Raw genomic sequence first — 16,151 nt, 5'->3', positions numbered from 1 at the left:
GCCCGAGAAGAGGCTCCCATGCCCGCCGCCAAGCCGTCCGTGCTGTTCGTCTGCGTCCACAACGCCGGCCGCTCCCAGATGGCCGCCGCCTGGCTCACCCACCTCGCCGGCGACCGCGTAGAGGTCCGCTCCGCCGGCTCTGCCCCCGCAGGCTCGGTCAACCCGGCCGCGGTCGAAGCGATGCGCGAAGTCGGCATCGACATGTCCGCCGAAACCCCGAAGATCCTCACCGTCGAGGCCGTCCAGGCGTCCGACGTCTGCATCACCATGGGCTGCGGCGACACCTGCCCCGTCTTCCCCGGCAAGCGCTACCTCGACTGGAAGCTCGAAGACCCGGCGGGCCAAGGCGTCGAGGCCGTCCGCCCCATCCGCGACGAGATCAAGAAGCTCATCGAGGGCCTGATCGCGGAGATCGCCCCGAAGCCCGCAGCGTGAGCAAGACCGGCCTCGGAGAACAGCAGGACAGCGTTTAGCGGTAGCGCTGTTCCGATTGCCGTCTCTCACAAATGACCATCTGTGAGAGTTCCGCGAGAGCCCCCGGAGTGATCACGTTTCCGCAGGTCGCCGTTCGCAAAAGTCCTCTCCCGCCTCACCAGGTGTGGTTGGCCAGTTTGGCCAAGACCGGCGCGAACCCGACTCGGCAACACGGGAGGTCATCCTCTCGCGCGGATACAGGTGCCCCCCTCGTACCGAGGCGCCGCACCTGGACGTACAGCGGCCCGGCGGGGACACCCCTGGCGGGCCGTTGTACTCGGTCTGTCCTGGGCTGCTTGCCGCTACGGCTTCGCCCCTGGGTTCTGGACCACGGGGAGGGGGACGGGGAGGGAGCCGGGAACCGGGCCGTGGCCGTGGTGGTGCGTGACGTGCCCGTGCCGTGGGGGCGGGGCGTTGTCGAGGTTGACCGAGCCGACGTGGTCGTTGAGGTTGACGGCCTGCGGCTTGTACTCGTAGAGGTACGTCCCCTCCGGCTTGGTGGGGGTGGTGGAGGCGAGGCGGGCTCCTCCGTTGTCGCCGGTCACGTTGAGGCTGGCGAGCTTGTGGCCGGCGGCCAGCTGGATGATGTCGGTGGACTCCTCGATGGTCCACTGGTCGCGGAGCTGGACGGTGTAGAGCTTGGTGTTGTTGTAGGCGGAGCGGCCCTTGTGGGCGGGTTGGCGGCCGTCGAGGTTGTATTCGACCTTGTCGGCGGCGCCGTTGTTGCCGAACAGCCAGATCCGGGCGGGGCCGGACGCGTTGTACTGCTCGTGTTCGTAGAGGCACAGGTGCGCGGTCGGGCAGGCGTCCAGGCCCTGGGCGGTCTTCACCCGGATCTCGGGGGCGGGCGCGGGAGCGGCGGTGCTGCTGCCGGGGAGGGCCAGGGGCAGCGCGGCCGCGGCGAGGACGCCGGCCAGCACGGTACGGATCTTCATACACGGCCTAACGCCCCTCCCCCGTCATGGATACGCAGAGGTCAGAAAGGGGCGACGCACCCTGAGCGCGATCTTGACCAGTGTGGCCAACTAAAGCCCGACCACACGTCAGCGCGTCGCCCACGAAGCGGCGAAGATTCAAGAGTTTCCCACCAGTCGACTACCTTCGGTGAAAGGATCATCGCTGCTTGTCACTGGATCCTTAAGGAGAGCCGTATGAGCAGCGAGAAGTACCAGAAGGACATCGACGCCTTCGTCAACGTCATCAAGGGCGCCCTACAGACCGTCTCCATCCCGCCCTCCGACACGTTCATCCCCACCCTCTACGGGCAGGCATGGACTCCCGCCCTGAATGAGCTGCGCATCCACGCGGCTTCCCCTGATCTTCCCGGGGCCAAGACACTGGGCGCGACGGTCTTCACCAGCCGGGACTTCTCCGGTCAGTTCCAGAACCTGACGGTGGGCCGGTACGACATCGGTGACCTGACCATCCCCAACGACTCGGTCTCCGCCGTCGTGGTGATCCCCGGCATGCGGGTGACCCTCTACGAGCACGCCGGGTTCAAGGGCGCGGCCACCGTCCTGGAGGCGGACACCGAGTCGCTCGCCGATGACATCGACGGCACTGCCTCCTCGATCGTCGTGGAGTGGATCAAGACGGCCTGACCTTCGCCCGTGTCGAAGCCCCGGTCTGCCACGAGGGAGCCCCTCCAGTCGGCAGGCCGGGGCTTCGCACGGAGGATGGCAGCCAGCGGCTTTGGACCCGAGAAAATAGGGGCCCGATCACCCGGGGGCCCCCGGCGGGCACCGTGCCGACTGATGAACGGCTGGCCAGGGCCGCGGCTGCACCAGGCCGGTCAAACTTCGCTGAGACTGCTCAAACTTAGATGCGACGGGACAGTCACCGTATGTGACGCGAGCGGACTGGCCCCGCAATTCGAACACCTGCTTGAATATGTGGGTGACGCCCTTCCGCTTTCCTGCCGACCTGATCAGCCTCAAGCGCCAGCAGATCCGCGCCTACAACGAGCTCGCTCTGCGCCCCACCGTGGGAGCGGCCGAGCTGCGACGGGAGCTGATCCGGTTGTCGTGCCCGATCAGCTCCCACCCGTACTGGGCGGAGCGCGGCTGGAGCACGGCGGGGCGGGTCGAGCTGTTCCGGGCGGCCGAGAGCGGGCCGGAGGGGGTGCGGGAGGTGAGCGTGCGCTGGAGTGGCGAGGAGTTCGTCGTCGCCGAGCCCGGGACGCGGTCGTCGTGAGCGAGCTGGAGGCCCGGCTGGAGAGCTGGCGGGCTGTACGGGCGTGGCTGGGCTGGCAGCAGAAGCTGGTCGAGCAGGCGATCAGCGGGCTGGAGGGGGAGCTGGCTGCTGAGGCGGCCCGCTGGCCCCCGCCTCCGCCGCCGGACTGGAAACTCGAGTCCATCCGGACCGGGTCCGGGCCAAAGGCGCTCCGCGTGCACGTCGGGGACTGCGCGATGAGCGGCGGCAGGCCCCTCGGCCGTGAGGAGGCCCGCCGGATGCTCGCCGAGGGCGTCGAGCCCTGCCCCTACTGCAGCCCCGAGAACGCACTCGGCATGACCGGCTGACGGGGGCCTCCGGGCGGCGGGTACGTTCGGAGACAAGGGGTGCGGCCTTGGCCACCAGAAGGCCGCGACGGGGGCCGCGCCCCGACCTCGGGGCAACCGGCGCCCTCGATCGCCGCGCCGGCCATCGAACCTGAATCCTCTTCCCCTCGGCTATCGCGTGGGAAAGAGGTGTCCTCGTCGAGGGGAGGCTTGCCCACCGGGCCTGACCAGGGACGACGAGGTGTGTCCGATTTGCCAGGCTCCCACTCCCGGTCACACCTCCGGTCCCCCGCTGAAAGCAACCGTCCAAGCAACGGTCCAGCCCCCTCCGGTGCAACCCTGCCCGCGGCTCCTACCGGCTGCCGCGGTGCTCGTAGACCATGACCCGCAGATCGCTCATCGCCTCTGCCGCCCGCGCTTCGTCCTTCCCCTGGTCTATGGCTTCCAGGGCCGCGGCCGCCGATACCTGGATCTGGCGCGGCAGGCCCTCGTACGCGGAGAGCCGGTAGGCCACCGTCCGGCGGGCGGTGAGCTCCGCGGAGCTCACTCCGCCTTGCGCCAGGGGGAACATCGCGGCCTGGTACATGCACAGGCCCGCCACCACGTTGTCGGCGAGACCCTCGGCGTCCCCGTCGACCGGCCGGGGGACCTCCCAGGCGGGCCGGAGCAGTTCCTCGAAGAAGCCGACGATCTGGCGGCGCGAGAGCAGCGCCCAGGTCGCCGCCCCGAGTCCGCCGGCCCCGGCGCCGATGAGGGACAGCAGGCGGCCGGACAGCGCCAGACCGAGCACGGCCCCGGCCAGCGTTCCGGCCACCGACACCACAAAGGTGATCACGAGGTGCAGGCGGACAGGCAGCGGCGGCGTCATGGCCAGCAGTATGCCCAAGGCCACCGCCACGGCGAGAGCTGCGGAGCGTCCCCGGAAAGCGGGTGGGCAAGCCTGCTCGGCGGTGGGCTTGCCCAGGTAAGCCTTGGGCTTGCCCGATCGCGTGACCGGTCATCGGTCACCGGTCACGGGGCCGGCGTGACCGATCCGAGTTCCCGTCACCGGTCAAACCGCATGTCAGGGGCGTGACCGGCCCGTGCAACTCTCTGCGGCATGGCGGCTTGCCCAGGCTCCCGGGCCCGGCCTGGGTGGAGGCCGGGCCCGCCGTGCTCACCGCGCCTTCGGCAGCGCGACCAGGGCGCAGCGTTCCTCGCCGTGGCCGTTGCCGACGACCCGCCACACCGGAGCGCCGGCCCCGTCGCGCGTCAGCAGGGGCAGGGTCGTGGTCGCCACGGTGAGCCGGTAGTTCACGCTCCCCACCCGGCGGGCCCGCTCATGGAAGGCAGCCTCCCTCGTGGTCGGGGCCGCGCGGCGCGGGGCCGGAGCGAAGACGAACAGCACCGCCGGGAAGGGCCGCTCCAGGGACGGCCCGGCGTAGATCTCCTGCCAGTGGCTGCGCGGCGCGCGGGCGGCGTTCCCGCGGCCGGCGGCAGGGGCGTTGCGGTAGGCGTCGTAGCGCTCCAGTTTGGCGACCAGGCGGGCGTAGGACATGGTGCGGTCGATCTCCAGGAACGCGCTGGCGCCGTTGTTCAGGAGCACCACGCCGTCGGGTACCAGGTTCCCGGCCGGGGTGGGGTGGGCGACTTCCACCCGCCAGTCCGCATGGTCGGCCACCTCCGCCTGGTGAAAGGCGACGACGGTGTCGACCAGGGCGAGGCCGTGCTCGCGCAGGCCCGTCTTGCTGGCCGCGCGCCTGCCCGTGGTCCGGCCCACCGTCGGCTCGAGCTCACCGGAGGCCGCGGCTTCCGCGAGGCCCGCCGGGCTGCAGTACCAGTAGCTCTGCTGGGCACGGTGGGTCCGGCCGACCAGGGCCGGGGATTCGTCGAGCAGGTTGCGCAGCGCCCGGCGTACGTGGTCGGTGCCCTGCTGGTGCGACAGCAGCAGCGCCTTGAGCTGGCGGGGCGTGGCCAGGCGCAGCTGGGCGAGGGTCAGCAGGACCTCGCCGCGAATGTCCGCGCCGGCCTTCGCCGCCGCCGCGTTCCTCCGGGGCCGGGACGCTTCTCCAGGTACATCAGTACTAGGAGTAGAGGAGTTGCAACCGGCCACGGCAGGCGATTCAGGGGCCTGATCAGCAACAACGCTCAGGCGGCGGCCGACGGCTGCAGGGCTGGGTGCAGGGCTCGCCGCAGGGCTCCCAGCGGGGCTCTCCGTCGCAGCGGTACCGGCCGTGGCTGGCGGGGTGTGCGGGGTGGGTGCGGTGGTCATCGCGTCCTCGAGTTCTCCGGCCGAACGCGGCCGGATAGGTGACAGGTCCGGCCCGCACGCGGGAGGCGTACGGGCCGGGGCCACCGTGAGGAAGGACCCCTTGACCGCTGTCTGACGATCACCACCAACGGGTGTCCGTTTCCGCCTTGACTAGGTAGCCACTGAGCGGTTTGTCCGTGACCGACGTCATGGACAGTGGTCTGCCTCAGAGCGCGGGCTCTGTCCACAGGGCGGGGCGCGCACCGTAGGGCGATCGGCCGGGCGCAGCAGGCTCCCGGCCAGCGAACAGCAGGGAGCCGTCATGGAAACGACATCGCCGAAGGCCCAGCTCGCCCCGGAGCAGATCCTGCGGGCCGCCGATTACGTGGAGCTGGTCTGGCAGGAGCAGGGCAGCGAGGAAGAGAAGGCCGCGCTGGCGGAGTTTCACGCCGACGGCCCCGAGCTGGCGCGGCTAATCGCTGAGTTCGGTGCGCTGCTGCTCGCCGACTACCTCACCGTCGTGCCCGATGAGCACGCCGACTGCGAGTCCGCGTACGTCCTCGGGCAGCTGGTGGAGGTGGCGAGCCGGTACCTGAAGCGGTGGTGCCTGGCGGGCGGCGGCGCGCACACCGCGTGGATCGCGGCCGGGTTCCTGATCGAGTGCATGCAGGAGGTCGACCAGGTGAGCCAGTTCCTCGCCGACATCCGCGGCGACGCCGACGCCGGACACCCGGCGGCGGCCTGAGCCGACGCGGGAAGCTGAAGGGCAGCGCCCGGGGACGGGGATTTCTCCTCCCCCGGGCGCTGTTCCGTTCGGGCGGGATGTCGCACGTAGCGAACCCGGTCAAGGAACGATGCAGCCGCCCGGCCCCGGCAGTGCACATCGGATGCTGTGCACTCCCCGCTCCGATGCCGTGCACTCCCACCCGCGAGTCGGGCATCGGATGCCGTGCATCGGATGCGGTGGCGGACATCGGGTGGGGTCCACTTCGCACGATGGAGTCCACTCCCGATCCGGTGGCGTCCATCGTGGTGCACGCGCCGCGCACCGTCGGTGCGGTGGTGCGGTGGTGCGGTGGTGCGGTGGTGCGGTGGTGCGGTGCGCACCGGTGCGCGCACCGCCGGCGCGGCCGCGGGGTTGGTGCGCGCACCAACCGTCCCGTGGCGCGCATCGCGGCGTGCGGCGCGCTTCTGGGTGGCGCGCGCCGTCGCCATCACGAGGGGCCGGATCGAGCGGAGTTCCTATATCACAGACCCCCTTGACCGCTGTCTGGCACGAGTCCCGAATGTGCGATATGGAACGTTGAGTCTGCGTCAGGTCACATGAAATGGGGGCGAGGTCGGGTTCGATCGGGGCGCACGCGGCATCCGGCCAGGCGGTGCGCACCTTCTCGGGCAGGCGGTGCGCTCGGTGCGCGCACCGAGGTGCGGTGACCGGAGCCCGCGGCGCACCACGATGCGCACCGGTGCGGCGGCCGGGAGTGCACGCCATCGTCGGTGCGCGCACCAGTGCCATCGAGTGGTGCACCGGATGCCGGGGTGCCCCACTCCCCCACCGGCCAGTGCCCACCGGATGGCGTCCACCCCACCCGATGGACATCCCGGTGGGCTCCACTCCCGCCGGGATGCTCTCCGCAGTGGACTCCACTCTCCACTCGGTGCACCGGCCGCTCCCGGCACCGGATGCTCGGTGGAGTCCACCGTGCCCGCTCATCCCCGGCGGCGGCACCAGCGCGCGGTGCGCCAGCGGTTCGGCCGGCCCCAGGGGTACTGCCGTGAGCGGGAGCGGCGCCGGATGGGCGGCGGCTTCGGGAACGAGTACAGCGCCGCGCGCAGCCGGGACGCGTCGGCGAGCTCCGCCAGGCGCTCCAGCCGCTCCGGCGAGATGTGCGTCGGGATCGGGTCGACCATCGGGGCCTCCGTGCTTCGGCGGGTCACTCCCCCGCACCCTCGCCGCCCCGGCCGCCTCCAGGGCGTGAGCCACGGCCGCATCCCGACTGCTGGCGCGGTGACTTCATGCTCCGTCCCGCCGGAGGGTCCGCGGCGCGTCACGGCTGGAGGCCCTGGCCTTGGCCGGGGCCGGGCTGCTGGCGCTGCTGCTCGTGCTCCTGGCGGCGCTGGCTGGCCGGGTCGGCGGCCGGGATCTCCCGGTCCTCGATGGCGCGGCGGCGGGCGGCGGCGCCCTGGGTGAGTGCGGCGAGGCAGGCGATGTTCTCCGGGGTGCGCAGCCATGTCGCCGGGTCGGTCGTGCGGCCCTCCAGGTACTCCTCGGGCATCGCGGCCTGCTGGTGGGCGTGGACGGCGGCGGCCCGCTACGCCGGGGTGAGGGCGGCGTCCCGGTCCGGGTGGTCGACAGCGTGCGGCGCCGCCTGGTCGTGGGTGTGGTCATCGCCGCGCGCTGCGGCCGACGTGGTCGCCGTCGGTGCTTTGTCCGGCGCAGCGGCAAGGATGCGGGCGTCGCGGATCGCGTTCTGCAAGACGAGGCTGGCGACCCGGGCCCGCTCGTACCGGCTGGACTCCCGGGGCGGTTTGCCGCCTGCGTCGGCGATCCACCAGCGGTGGGGCCAGGCGAAGTCCGCGGCTCCTGACCGGCGGCGCTTGAAGAGTGCCGTTCTGTGGGCCGGTCGGGGTCGAACCGCGGAAGGTGCTTGTCCGGGGTGACCCATGCAAGGACCTTCTCGTCCCTCAACGCCGACATCGCCGCGCTTTCGCCACCAGCAAGGTCACCCTGTATCTGCTGAGCAAGAAGGGCGGCCCGTCCAGCGCCCTGGTGGCGGCGGTCGCCGACGCTGTGTTCACCGCCGGAGCGGAGGCTGGGGAGCGGAACGGCGGCCGCCTGCCCGAACCCATGCGCGCCGTTTTGGACGAGGCCGCGAACATTTGCAAGATTGCCGATCTTCCCGACTTGTTCAGCCACCTCGGCAGCCGTGGGATCAATCCCTTCGTGATCCTCCAGAGCTACCGGCAAGGGGTGAAGAGCTGGGGCGAGGTGGGCATGGACGCGATGTGGGGCGCGGCAACCAAGAAGATCATCGGCGTGGGCATCGACGATGCCCGCTTCGCCCAGGACGTCAGCACGCTGACCGGCGCCCACTACATCGAGCGCGGTTCGTACTCGAAGGGCAAGGACGGTACGAGCCGCAGCTACAGCGAGCAGCGCGAGCAGATCCTCGATCCCGCTGAGATCCGCGCCATGAAGAAGGGCACCGCCCTCCTGATGGCTACCGGTATGCCGGTAGCCCAGATCGCCCTGCGGCCCTGGTACGAGGAGAAGGACATGGCGTACATCGGGCCGAACATGACGCTGGAGGAAGTAGAGATCACCAAGCGGGCCGTCGCCGCATACGAGGCGAGGAAGGCCAACCGCCGTGGCTGACGATCCGGAGCCCGACTTCGAGGTCCCCATGGGGCTCTTCCAGGACATGGAAGACCTCAAGGCCCAAGTCGCCGCCCTGTCCGCCCAGGTCACGACCCTGACTGAGGGGGGCGGAGAAGGCGCGGGCGAGGCCTTCGCCGACGACGACACGGCGGCCGGCGAGGAGGCCGAGGAGACGGAAGCAGAGGACGGGTGGCAGTTCCCGCCGTTCATCCTTCTGCTGGACTCCCCGCAGTACGACGACGAGCTGCGCGCCCTGATCGAGTGGGTGGAAGGGGTCCTCGTACCCGGCTACCTCGCGGAGCCGTCCTCCGACGCCCGCTGGTGCCCCAACTGGTTCGAGCACCCCGTAGCGATCGCACGCCTCCACGCGTGCTGGCTGGCATGGCAGGAGCTCACCGACCCGGCCACCTGCGGATACACCGGGCCCAGCGTGTGGCACCGCGACCACCTGGACCCCTGCCTGCGGGAACTGCGACCGTCGAACGGCCCGTTCGCGGGCTGCACCAAGGGCGAGCACCAGATCGACCACCGGATGCCCGGCATCGTGCCCAGCGCTTGGCGCTGCGCCCAGGAGTGACCGGAGGGGCGCCGAGTCCCTGCCAGACACGGGCAGGGACTCGGCCAGGCCCGCCGCGTCCCGTACGAACACGGCTGGCTCCGGGTGTTGGGCGATCAGGCGGCGAAGGCGAGGTACGTGCCGAGGGTGAGGCCGGAGAAGGTGATGAGCTGGCGGGGCTTGAGGCAGGTGAACGCGGCGTGCATTGCGATGCCGGCGGCGATGGCGTACGGCATCGTCTGCTTGATGAGGAGTGCGGGCGGGAGCGCGAGCTCTGCCGCGATGACGGTGGCCGCGAGCGTGCGCCACAGGCGGATGTCCCGGTCGGTGAGGTTGCCTGCGTGGCGGCGGACGAGGCCGGGGACGGCGTACTGGCGCCGGTAGGGAAGCCGGTCCCTGACCTGGGCGTAGGTGTGAATCCACTGGGCGAGGTAGAGGCCGCTGCGGAACTGGGGTGAGCGGAGTTTCTGCCAGGCGGAGTTCCAGTAGATGTCGGTGCTGATCAGTACGAGGAGGCACTGCGCCCACGTGTTTGCGGTACTGGCGCCGTGCTCGACGTGCAGGCCGTGGCCGAGGTCTTTGGCGAGCAGTAGGCAGGTGCCGGTCAGCAGGGTGTAGCGGACCGCGTTGGGGCTCTTGAGGTAGGCCAGTTCCATCGCGGCGCCTGCCAGGACCAGCAGCAGTGCGAGCCGGGGCGCGAGGCCGGCGGCCAGGCAGAGGGCAGCGGCCGTACGGACGATCAGCGCGGGCCGGTAGAGGGTGATCAGGAGGCGGGAGCGGGCGGGTCCGAACCGCTGCTCGGCGAGGTGGGCGCTGAGCGATCCGGGGGCGAGGCGGTCCCAGCCGCCCTGGCCGAAGGAGAGCACGAAGCGTAAGGCGAGCACCGCGGCGAAGACGATCCGGAACAGCTGGAGGCGGCCGGGGTCGGTGGGGTGCTGGAAGCCGGAGGTGAGGGCGTCAAAGAACCACATGACTGTCCCTCACTTCCACGTGCTGCTCCCCGCGGGCGGACAGGACGCGGCCGGCGCCGTCGATCCGGTCGTAGCGGCCGCTGCGGGTGAGGTGGTCGAGGATCGTCTGGAGCTGGGGCGGGCCGAGGATGAAGCTGCCGGGCGAGAGGTAGTCGTAGACGTTCACCGGCTCGGTGCGGCCGTCGCTCGTGGTGCCGGTGAGCGAGATGATCGTGAAGGTGGCCCGGCAGAACATTTTCCAGCGCAGCCAGCGGCCGCGCATGGGGGTGAAGCCGGTGATCATCCACGTCACGAGGGCGAGGGTCAGTGTGGTCTGGACAGCGGGCAGTACAGATGGGTGCATGGTGAGGGCCTCCGTGTCGGGAGGGTGAAGGTGGCGGCGGTCGGCCCCGTGAACGGGGCGTCCGCGGGGGTCAGCGCTCGGGCTTGGGGGGCCGCTGCATCAGCGCGGCCGCGGCCTGCTCGAGGGTGACCTTCTCGTGCAGCAGGTCGGAGATCACTCCCGTGATCGGCATCTCGACCCGGTGGGCGTGTGCCAGGGCGAGGATCGCCTCGGCGCTCTTGACGCCCTCGGTGGTCTGCTTCGTTGCGGCGGTGGCCTGCTCGATGCTCAGGCCCTGGCCGAGGTGGGTGCCGAAGGTGCGGTTGCGGGAGAGCGGGGAGGAGCAGGTCGCCACCAGGTCCCCCAGACCGGCAAGGCCCGCCAGGGTCGCCGGGTGGGCTCCCATCGCCACGGCCAGCCGGGTGGTCTCCGCCAGTCCGCGGGTGATGAGCATGGCCTGCGCGTTGTGGCCCATGCCCATGCCGGAGGCGATGCCGACCGCGAGGGCGATCACGTTCTTCACGGCGCCGCCGAGCTCGCAGCCGGTCACGTCGGTGCTGGTGTAGGGCCGGAAGTACGGGGTGTGGCAGGCCTGTTGGACGCGGTGGGCGGCGTCCTGGTCGGGGCAGGCGATGGTCGCGGCCGCGGGCTGGCCGTTCATGATCTCGCGGGCCAGGTTCGGGCCGGACAGCACGGCGACCCGTTCGGAGCGGATGCCGGTCACTTCGGTGATGACCTGGCTGGCCCGCAGCCCGCTGCCGACCTCGATGCCCTTCATCAGCGACACGATCACGGTGTCCGTGCCGATGTGCGGGGCCCAGGCCGCCAGGCTCGCCCTCAGGGACTGCGCGGGGATGGACAGCACGAGGAAGTCGGCGCCGTCGAGGGCTGCGGCCGGGTCGGTGGTGGCCGTCAGGTTGGGGGGCAGCTCGATGTCCGGGAAGTATCCGGGGTTGCGGCGGGTCGTGGTGATCGCGTCGGCGATCTCGCTGCGCCGCGCGTGCATCACCACGCTCGTGCCGGCGTCCGCCATGATCTTGCCCACGGCGGTGCCCCAGGATCCGGCCGAGAACACCGCCGCACGGACGCGGTTCTCGTTCACTGCGGGGTCCTCTCGGTGGACGCGGGCCTGCCAGCCAGGCGGCTGGGCCCGGCCATCCTAGCGGCCGCCCCAGGGCTGTCCGAGGTGCCCGGAAGGCGCCGCAGGGTCAGCAGGACCGCCCGTCGTCCGGGCAGGGTGGGAAGCACCTGGTGCGCCTCGCGGAGCATGGCCTCGGCGGCCGCCTGGCCCAGCTCGCTCCGCAGATGGTCGCCGTGGGCGATCCACAGCCGGTAGAGCTGCTCCCACATCACGGGCTCCTGGGGCCGCTCGTCCAGGTGCTCCTGGGTCAGCCCGGCGGCTGCCACCTGCTGGTGCCATGCCGGTTCCGCCCCGTGTCGCAGTGCCCGGGTCACGAGCAGGCGGCCGCCGGGGGCCAGGGCGCGGCCGAGTTCGCGCAGCGCCGCCCCGCGGTCGGCCGCGCGCCCGAGGGCGTCCACGCACACGATGCCGTGGGCGTGAGCGGTGGGCAGGCCGGTGTTCTCCAGCTCGGCGACGCGGAAGACGGCGCGGTCGGCGGTGGCAGCGAGGAAGTGGGGGCGGCGGGCGGTGGCTTGCGAGGTGGCGACGGGTGAGAGGTCGAAGCCGTTCAGGCGGACGGCGAGAGCGCGAGCCAGCCACAGGCCGATACCGCCGGTGCCGCATCCGGCGTCCACGAGGAGCTGGTCGGGTTTCATGCGCAGGCGGGCGGCCATCAGCCCCAGCAGGGGCCAGTCGCAGGAGCTGGAGGCGGTGATCTCGGCCGGGTAGTCCTCGCCCATCGCCTCGGCGTACAGGCGGGCGACGAGATCCGTGCGGGCCCGAGCAGCATGGAAGGCGTCGTACGGGGACGAGCGTGTCGTGCCGGGCGCGAGCAGTGCCGCGGCTGCGGCGGGCGTCGTGTTCATCGGGGCATCGACCTTCTGATCCGTGAGCGGGTGCCGGGGCAGATGACCTGCACGGCGTGGACAAGACCGTCGGTGGCCGACAGGTCCAAGGCCACCGGTTCGTGCCCGGTGACGTGCGCTATCCGGCGGGCCATGGCTCTGGCCTGGTCGGTGAAGGTGCCGCCGACGGGGGCGAATCGGGCCGTCGCCTGCGGCCGCGGCGTAAGCCCTGAGGTTGGTGCCGGGCGGAAGACGAGGGCGTCGAAGCTGCCCGGGTCGCAGGGGAGGTCGTCCCGGGTCCCCGCGATCGCGGCGAGGCGGGACTGAGCGGCCTCGGTCACCGCCCGCGTGAGCGCGATCGATGGGCTGCTGTGGCAGCCGCCGCCGGCGAAGACGACCGGGTAGTCCTCCGACCACAGGTACGCCAGGCACACCGGCACCCCGAACGGGCCGTCCACCAGCGCAATCTCCAACGACATGCCCGCGGCCGCCAGCCGCGCGATCACCTCACGGCCGTGCGGGTCCTCGACCGTCCCGGGCGCGATCAGGGTGCGCTGCCGCCCGCCGCGCTGCCCATCCCGGTACAGCACGTCGCGCTCCACCACCTCGAACAGGGCGTGCAGCAGCCCCTCGCCCCGGCTGTTCCCGCACGCGAGTCCGGTACTGGTGGCGCGCCACACATCCGGGGTCCACGCGGGCCGCTGCGCCCGGCGGCGGACCAGATCGACCGGCAGCAGCACCGTCTTCCCGCTCACCACGGCGGTGCCGGCCGCCCACTCCCATCGCATCCGGGCCACGGCCTGCTCCGGGTACGGGGCGGTCAGTGGCAGCGCGGCCAGTGGGCAGTCGGGGGCGACCTCGACGGCCGGGCCGTACGCGATGACGGGCAGCGGCTGCTCGACGTGCCACAGCTCGATCGCCTCCATGACGGCCGACAACTTCGCCAGCAGGGGCGTGGCGCCCTTGCCCTGCGAGGTGCTCAAGGTCAGCGATGCCGGGCGGATCGCCGTGAAGACCGGAAGGCCGATGCAGTCCAGGCCGGTCAGGTCCGCGACCCGGGTGATGCCGAACTCGGGCAGGTGCCCGGCCACCGCAGCCCAGGTCTCCTCGGGCATCCGGGCCCGCACCGTGCCGGGCAGCGTCACCGGCTCCTCAATGTCCGACACTGGCTGCCTCCCTCCTCGTGGTCTCCTCCAGGAAGCCGGGCACCAGCCGCTTGGCCGCCTCCGCGGCACGCGCCCCGCACACCAGCCCCCGCGAGGACGCCTCCGCGTCGAACTCCCGCTCAGAGCAGCGCCACACCCGCAGCAGCAGAGCGCGTGCGGCCTCCTCGCGCACCGCGGCTGCCGAGAACCCCGGCCGCTCGCGCCGATACCGGGCGAGGGCATCGGCGTAGCGGGCGACGGCCTGCCGGTCGTGTACGTTCTCGCCAGCCAGGAGCACCGCCGTGGTCCGCTCGTCGCGCAGGTCGAGCGGCGGATGGAAGACGCGGTCGGCCGGGAGATCCCCGTCCGAGACCCGGGCAAGCCGTTCGGCCAGCGTCAGCCCCGGCCCGCCATCGGCGGGATGCTGTGAGAGGTGCTCGAGGTAGGCCGTCCACCTCTCGGGGAACGCGGGGTCGAAGACCTGCTGGTAGACCAGGCGGTCCTCGGTGGGCAGCACGGTCCCCTCCAGGCGTTCGCGAGTGAAGGCGTTGGACCAGCGCCGGAAGTAGGCCGTCTCCCACACCGGCGCCGGGCCGGGGCCCGAGCCGGTAGTCGCGCCGCCGAGCGCGGTCCGGACGGCGGCGAGCGCGTCGGTACGCTTGAGGTCACCGAAGTACCGGTCCTGCTCCTGCTGCCCGGCCAGCCAGTCGACGAACGAGCTCTCGCCCTCGCGCCGGCACACCGCTCGTACGGCGGCCCACGTGCGCTGGGGGTAGTAGATCGCGCGCAACGCCGCGAGGAGCGTGGTGGCCCGCTCTGCATCGATGACCCCGCCGGATTCCGCGAGCGCCAGGACGTGCCGGACATTGACCAGCGGCCACGTCAGCGCATCCCAAGCCCCGTCCGGGGCCTGCCCGACCGCCACCTCGTCATCGCCTTCGATGTCCCCCCGGACGTAGGCGGCGTAGATGCTGCCGATGCCGAGCATCCCGTACGGCGCGAGCTCGGCCGCCCGCAGCGCGCCGATGCTCGCGGCGCCGATCACCCGGACTCCCCGGCCCATCGCCGCAAGGATCTCCTTGTGCCGCAGCGCCGGCGCCTGGTGATACACCCCGTCGATGATGACCGCCGTGTCGCCTGCGCGGATCGCGTTGTCGAACAGGTCGCCGTGCCGGGCAGGCGGCCATGCCCGTACGCCGGGCACGGCAAGCTCGGACCGTGGCAGCGTCGGCCCGACGAACACGTGAATCACTGCGACCTCCAGACGGGTTGAAGAGCGGAAGGGCGCCCCTCCCTGGCCCCAACGGAGCTGAGGAGAAGGGAGGGGCGCCAGGTCAGGGCGCGGGGGTGGGGACCTACTCCTCGTCCTCGACGTCGACGGCGATCACCACGGGCCCGGTGATCTCCTCGACGTGCTGCGCGGGCGCCGAGATGCTGGCTGCGGCGATACCGGACTTGGACTTCTCCATGGGGCTTTTCCTTCCTTGCCGATTCCGGTACGGGCCCACTGCCCGAACCGGTGGTGCCGCGGACCGCACGGGTTCTCCCCGGCGGCCCGCTTGCCCGTCCCTGGCCGGGGCGGGAGTTGTGGGGTTCAGCCCTTGGCGAGGGTTCGAGCCTCGTGGGCTTGTGCTCCGGACCGCGGGTGAGAGCACGAGCCGCATGCGGGGCGCTCTGCCTCCAGCCGGTCCAGCGAGCCGTAGAGGGCCTGGACGAGGCGGGCGCGGTTCTGCGCGTGGGCGAGGTCACCGCACGGGGACATCGCCGCGGGCGACAGCCGACGCTCTGCCTCACCCAGGGTGTAGGTGAGGAGCTGGCGACGTTCGCAGTCGGCCGGCAGCCTGTCGATCCGGTCCGCGAGTTCGTCGCGCAGCAGCCGCGCGTGCCCGGTCAGCTCCAGCACGGTGAGAGCGGTGTCTGCCACCGGCGGCACCGTTTGCGGAGTCCAGGCCAGGACCGACGTGGCCAGTTGCAGGTGCGGTTCGCGGTCGAGCGGCAGCTGGTGCCCGAGTCGTCCGTCGGGGTCGTGTACGACGCTGTAGTAGCCGCTCATGGGTGCGTCACGTCCTCCGGTGCGACTCCGACGGGCAGTTCGGTGGGATCGGTGGCCATGACGAAGAGGCCGTGCCGCAGCAGCCACGTCCGCTCGCGGTTCCAGTCCGCCCAGCGGTAGCCGATGTGGGCGAAGCAGGGCACGACGAGCCCGGTGACCGCCCGGGCCTGGACCGCGCGCCGTACCCGCGGCCACCCCGACCGGCTCAGGTTCGCGCCGAGCTGGCCGACGTCCGCTGCCGCGCAGCCGGCCGGGACGTGCCAGCCGCGTTCGGTGGCGTAGGACCGCAGTTCCTCCAGCACCCGTACGGAGTCGGCCTCGGACGGGACGACGGCGTACACCGCCACCGCACCCATCGGTGTCGCCCGCTCCCCAGGCGCCATCAGGGCGGTAGAAGCAGTGAAGGTGTCCGGCATGAGGGCCTCCCGAGGCTGGCGATCGTGTCCCAGGTCCACGCAAGCAGCCGCCGCGCGGCGGGTTCGACGCCGCGGCGATGCAAGACCGATGTAATTGCCGCCCGGGCGGGGTGAAATGGGCCCAACTGGCGGGCATGCCCAG

Annotated in this window: 21 protein-coding genes; 7 read left to right on the top strand and 14 right to left on the bottom strand. The window is 71.7% G+C overall.

Features of this window, described 5'->3' with window-relative positions:
- Positions 1–18: 18 nt before the first annotated feature.
- Positions 19–435, top strand: a complete 417-nt coding sequence (locus tag AB0M76_RS38975) for an arsenate reductase ArsC (protein ID WP_365957470.1) — start codon at positions 19–21, stop codon at positions 433–435.
- Between the two features lie 341 nt (positions 436–776).
- Here the strand turns inward: AB0M76_RS38975 and AB0M76_RS38970 are convergent, their stop codons facing one another.
- Positions 777–1,409 carry a peptidase inhibitor family I36 protein gene (locus AB0M76_RS38970; RefSeq protein ID WP_365957469.1) on the bottom strand — a complete coding sequence of 211 codons (633 nt, stop codon included), beginning with the start codon at positions 1,407–1,409 and terminating at the stop codon, positions 777–779.
- Between the two features lie 216 nt (positions 1,410–1,625).
- On the opposite strand from AB0M76_RS38970, the gene AB0M76_RS38965 reads away from it, so the two are divergent.
- The 3 genes from AB0M76_RS38965 to AB0M76_RS38955 all read left to right on the top strand — a co-directional run bounded on the left by AB0M76_RS38965 (position 1,626) and on the right by AB0M76_RS38955 (position 2,993).
- Positions 1,626–2,075 (top strand): hypothetical protein, encoded by a 450-nt coding sequence (locus AB0M76_RS38965; RefSeq protein ID WP_365957468.1) that lies wholly within the window; start codon positions 1,626–1,628, stop codon positions 2,073–2,075.
- Positions 2,076–2,370: 295 nt separating this feature from the next.
- Complete coding sequence (locus tag AB0M76_RS38960) at positions 2,371–2,667, top strand: hypothetical protein (RefSeq protein ID WP_365957466.1); 297 nt, start codon at positions 2,371–2,373, stop codon at positions 2,665–2,667.
- Positions 2,664–2,993, top strand: coding sequence for a DUF6233 domain-containing protein (locus AB0M76_RS38955; protein ID WP_365957465.1), 330 nt, complete (start codon positions 2,664–2,666; stop codon positions 2,991–2,993). Before AB0M76_RS38960 ends, AB0M76_RS38955 begins: the two co-directional genes overlap by 4 nt.
- 331 nt (positions 2,994–3,324) lie before the next feature.
- Here the strand turns inward: AB0M76_RS38955 and AB0M76_RS38950 are convergent, their stop codons facing one another.
- Both AB0M76_RS38950 and AB0M76_RS38945 read right to left on the bottom strand, forming a co-directional pair.
- Positions 3,325–3,840, bottom strand: a complete 516-nt coding sequence (locus AB0M76_RS38950; protein ID WP_365957464.1) for a hypothetical protein — start codon at positions 3,838–3,840, stop codon at positions 3,325–3,327.
- 288 nt (positions 3,841–4,128) lie between these two features.
- Positions 4,129–5,064: a replication-relaxation family protein gene (locus AB0M76_RS38945; RefSeq protein WP_365957463.1), complete on the bottom strand. Its 936-nt coding sequence runs from the start codon at positions 5,062–5,064 to the stop codon at positions 4,129–4,131.
- 460 nt (positions 5,065–5,524) lie between these two features.
- Between AB0M76_RS38945 and AB0M76_RS38940 the strand changes: the two genes are divergently transcribed.
- Complete coding sequence (locus tag AB0M76_RS38940; RefSeq protein WP_365957462.1) at positions 5,525–5,947, top strand: hypothetical protein; 423 nt, start codon at positions 5,525–5,527, stop codon at positions 5,945–5,947.
- A 965-nt stretch (positions 5,948–6,912) separates the two neighbouring features.
- Here the strand turns inward: AB0M76_RS38940 and AB0M76_RS38935 are convergent.
- The 3 genes from AB0M76_RS38935 to AB0M76_RS38925 all read right to left on the bottom strand — a co-directional run bounded on the left by AB0M76_RS38935 (position 6,913) and on the right by AB0M76_RS38925 (position 7,679).
- Positions 6,913–7,113 carry a hypothetical protein gene (locus tag AB0M76_RS38935; protein ID WP_365957461.1) on the bottom strand — a complete coding sequence of 67 codons (201 nt, stop codon included), beginning with the start codon at positions 7,111–7,113 and terminating at the stop codon, positions 6,913–6,915.
- A gap of 137 nt (positions 7,114–7,250) precedes the next feature.
- Entirely contained in the window at positions 7,251–7,478 is a 228-nt protein-coding gene (locus AB0M76_RS38930) for a hypothetical protein (protein ID WP_365957460.1), read from the bottom strand.
- Positions 7,479–7,514: 36 nt separating this feature from the next.
- The gene (locus AB0M76_RS38925; protein WP_365957459.1) at positions 7,515–7,679 is read right to left on the bottom strand and encodes a hypothetical protein; all 165 of its coding nucleotides are present in this window, start codon (positions 7,677–7,679) and stop codon (positions 7,515–7,517) included.
- Between the two features lie 128 nt (positions 7,680–7,807).
- Between AB0M76_RS38925 and AB0M76_RS38920 the strand changes: the two genes are divergently transcribed.
- Positions 7,808–8,578, top strand: coding sequence for a TraG/TraD/VirD4 family protein (locus AB0M76_RS38920; protein ID WP_365957458.1), 771 nt, complete (start codon positions 7,808–7,810; stop codon positions 8,576–8,578).
- A complete protein-coding gene (locus AB0M76_RS38915) occupies positions 8,571–9,158 on the top strand; it encodes a DUF4913 domain-containing protein (protein ID WP_365957457.1) in 588 nt (195 codons plus the stop codon). Before AB0M76_RS38920 ends, AB0M76_RS38915 begins: the two co-directional genes overlap by 8 nt.
- Positions 9,159–9,253: 95 nt before the next feature.
- Here the strand turns inward: AB0M76_RS38915 and AB0M76_RS38910 are convergent, their stop codons facing one another.
- From AB0M76_RS38910 to AB0M76_RS38875, 8 genes are all read right to left on the bottom strand, one after another.
- Entirely contained in the window at positions 9,254–10,108 is an 855-nt protein-coding gene (locus AB0M76_RS38910) for a hypothetical protein (RefSeq protein ID WP_365957456.1), read from the bottom strand.
- Positions 10,095–10,451 (bottom strand): hypothetical protein, encoded by a 357-nt coding sequence (locus AB0M76_RS38905; RefSeq protein WP_365957455.1) that lies wholly within the window; start codon positions 10,449–10,451, stop codon positions 10,095–10,097. The genes AB0M76_RS38910 and AB0M76_RS38905 overlap by 14 nt, the downstream gene beginning before the upstream one ends.
- Positions 10,452–10,521: 70 nt before the next feature.
- Entirely contained in the window at positions 10,522–11,532 is a 1,011-nt protein-coding gene (locus tag AB0M76_RS38900; protein WP_365957454.1) for an NAD(P)H-dependent glycerol-3-phosphate dehydrogenase, read from the bottom strand.
- Entirely contained in the window at positions 11,529–12,416 is an 888-nt protein-coding gene (locus AB0M76_RS38895; protein ID WP_365957453.1) for a class I SAM-dependent methyltransferase, read from the bottom strand. The genes AB0M76_RS38900 and AB0M76_RS38895 overlap by 4 nt, the downstream gene beginning before the upstream one ends.
- Entirely contained in the window at positions 12,413–13,561 is a 1,149-nt protein-coding gene (locus AB0M76_RS38890; protein ID WP_365957452.1) for a YcaO-like family protein, read from the bottom strand. Before AB0M76_RS38890 ends, AB0M76_RS38895 begins: the two co-directional genes overlap by 4 nt.
- Entirely contained in the window at positions 13,548–14,792 is a 1,245-nt protein-coding gene (locus tag AB0M76_RS38885) for a TfuA-like protein (RefSeq protein ID WP_365957450.1), read from the bottom strand. The genes AB0M76_RS38890 and AB0M76_RS38885 overlap by 14 nt, the downstream gene beginning before the upstream one ends.
- 342 nt (positions 14,793–15,134) lie before the next feature.
- Complete coding sequence (locus tag AB0M76_RS38880) at positions 15,135–15,593, bottom strand: DUF6415 family natural product biosynthesis protein (protein WP_365957449.1); 459 nt, start codon at positions 15,591–15,593, stop codon at positions 15,135–15,137.
- Positions 15,590–16,009 carry a hypothetical protein gene (locus tag AB0M76_RS38875; RefSeq protein WP_365957448.1) on the bottom strand — a complete coding sequence of 140 codons (420 nt, stop codon included), beginning with the start codon at positions 16,007–16,009 and terminating at the stop codon, positions 15,590–15,592. The genes AB0M76_RS38880 and AB0M76_RS38875 overlap by 4 nt, the downstream gene beginning before the upstream one ends.
- Between the last annotated feature and the right edge of the window lie 142 nt (positions 16,010–16,151).

The sequence above is a fragment of the Streptomyces sp. NPDC051364 genome (assembly GCF_040682115.1).
Lineage (GTDB): Bacteria > Actinomycetota > Actinomycetes > Streptomycetales > Streptomycetaceae > Streptomyces.
The sequence above is the reverse complement of the archived record's forward strand: the minus strand, read 5'-3'. Positions and strand labels throughout refer to the sequence as shown.

Bases quoted from the DNA above. Each gene is read 5' to 3' on its own strand.
- AB0M76_RS38905 (WP_365957455.1), bottom strand. From the start codon at position 10,451: ATGCACCCATCTGTACTGCCCGCTGTCCAGACCACACTGACCCTCGCC.
- AB0M76_RS38950 (WP_365957464.1), bottom strand. From the start codon at position 3,840: ATGACGCCGCCGCTGCCTGTCCGCCTGCACCTCGTGATCACCTTTGTG.
- AB0M76_RS38880 (WP_365957449.1), bottom strand. From the start codon at position 15,593: ATGAGCGGCTACTACAGCGTCGTACACGACCCCGACGGACGACTCGGG.
- AB0M76_RS38930 (WP_365957460.1), bottom strand. From the start codon at position 7,478: ATGCCCGAGGAGTACCTGGAGGGCCGCACGACCGACCCGGCGACATGG.
- AB0M76_RS38965 (WP_365957468.1), top strand. From the start codon at position 1,626: ATGAGCAGCGAGAAGTACCAGAAGGACATCGACGCCTTCGTCAACGTC.
- AB0M76_RS38975 (WP_365957470.1), top strand. From the start codon at position 19: ATGCCCGCCGCCAAGCCGTCCGTGCTGTTCGTCTGCGTCCACAACGCC.
- AB0M76_RS38875 (WP_365957448.1), bottom strand. From the start codon at position 16,009: ATGCCGGACACCTTCACTGCTTCTACCGCCCTGATGGCGCCTGGGGAG.
- AB0M76_RS38895 (WP_365957453.1), bottom strand. From the start codon at position 12,416: ATGAACACGACGCCCGCCGCAGCCGCGGCACTGCTCGCGCCCGGCACG.
- AB0M76_RS38970 (WP_365957469.1), bottom strand. From the start codon at position 1,409: ATGAAGATCCGTACCGTGCTGGCCGGCGTCCTCGCCGCGGCCGCGCTG.
- AB0M76_RS38935 (WP_365957461.1), bottom strand. From the start codon at position 7,113: ATGGTCGACCCGATCCCGACGCACATCTCGCCGGAGCGGCTGGAGCGC.
- AB0M76_RS38940 (WP_365957462.1), top strand. From the start codon at position 5,525: ATGGAAACGACATCGCCGAAGGCCCAGCTCGCCCCGGAGCAGATCCTG.
- AB0M76_RS38910 (WP_365957456.1), bottom strand. From the start codon at position 10,108: ATGTGGTTCTTTGACGCCCTCACCTCCGGCTTCCAGCACCCCACCGAC.